We start from the raw sequence: 1,330 nt of genomic DNA, 5'->3' as shown, positions 1-1,330 counted from the left end.
AAGATGAGGGTTGTCTCTGAGGTTGGCTGCCCCCGGCATGCCACCGGGCAGGGCTATCAGGTGGAAGTTTTTGTTAAGGCAGGCTTCGATATGTTTGTCGGCTACTAACTTGATGCCCCTCGATGCTTCAATTTCCAGATTGCCATCGGAAGTGCAGGCTGCAACTGAAACCTGAGCCCCAGCCCTGCGAAGTGTGTTGATAATGGTAACGGCTTCAATTTCCTCACAGCCATGAGCAACAGGAACGAGAATCTGCCTTGGCATAATGAAATCTCTGTGGTTGAGCCTTCGGAATGCAAGCATAAAACCTGCTCTGCTTCTGACGTTTTCAGAGCAGGCAGTGCTAAACCTGTCTAACTGATTGAGACAATCGTCAGTTCTACAGAATCATAAGCCTAGTAGGGATGGTTAATAAAGCCAGAGAGTTTGTAAAATCAGTAGAGAATTTCAGGTGAACTAAGCCCGTTACGCCTGATTGAGCTGCTGAAGGAACGAAAACCCTGCGGAATAGCCTTTGTGGTAGTCGGAAACCAGTCTGGCACGGTCTCGCGTGCTTCTGGTTGAACTCAAGGAAGTATCCGGAGCAATTTCTGTAATCGATATACCACTACGTTTTAACTGATCGAAGCTGTCCAGAGTTTCGTTATAGATTGAGAACTGTTGGCGAATCAGCTCGGCCACTTCAGGTTGCTTTCGGAATTGCCAGGCTAGTAATCTATTCGCTGAAGAAGCTCTCTTGCGATACTGACTTTCTCGACTTCTGAGCACAACAATGTGTTCATAGCCATCTTCTGCGGCTTTCATAACAGGCAAAGGATCGGCAAGACTCCCATCGACATGATTTCGATCATCAATGGTTATGGCATTGCGATAAATCATGGGAAGTGCACTGGAGGCCTTCAGAACCTTGAACATTTGTTCCAGTTCAAAGTACTCATCGAATGTATGATAGATTGGGTAGCCTGAACTTGCGCAACTGGTAACAATCGTGAATGTTTTGTCTCGAAGCTGGCCTCGAAACTTGTCAATATTCATGTGCTGTCTCTGGATGCGATCAAAGAGCCAGTCCAGGTCAAACAGGTTACCGCCTTTCATGTGGCGCTTGAGACTGATGAAATGGCTTTCCAGGCAGGCGCCTGTATAGAGGTCGAGGTTGCGACCTCGTTGGCCGGCAATAAAGGAAACCAGGTTGAGTGCGCCGGCCGAAGCGCCGTAGAAACCATCGAAATGCCGATGGTGTCTGTCCATGAAGGCGTCCAGAATGCCGGCGGAATATATACCGCGCATTCCTCCGCCCTCGACGACAAGAGCCGTTTTTGTGATTGAGCTG

General features: G+C 48.6%; 2 protein-coding genes. Both read right to left on the bottom strand.

Annotation, left to right across the window (positions count from 1 at the left end; all coding sequences use genetic code 11):
* Positions 1 to 264: DJ-1/PfpI family protein (locus KDK17_RS08325; RefSeq protein ID WP_257287838.1), on the bottom strand; the 264-nt coding region annotated here is incomplete at its 3' end.
* Between the two features lie 201 nt (positions 265 to 465).
* Positions 466 to 1,330: patatin family protein (locus KDK17_RS08320; protein WP_257287837.1), on the bottom strand; the 865-nt coding region annotated here is incomplete at its 5' end.

The sequence above is a fragment of the Endozoicomonas sp. SESOKO2 genome, from assembly GCF_024606245.1.
In the GTDB taxonomy this organism is placed as follows: Bacteria; Pseudomonadota; Gammaproteobacteria; order Pseudomonadales; family Endozoicomonadaceae; genus Endozoicomonas_A.
Note: the sequence above shows the minus strand (reverse complement) of the source record. Positions and strands in the feature narration are given on the sequence as shown.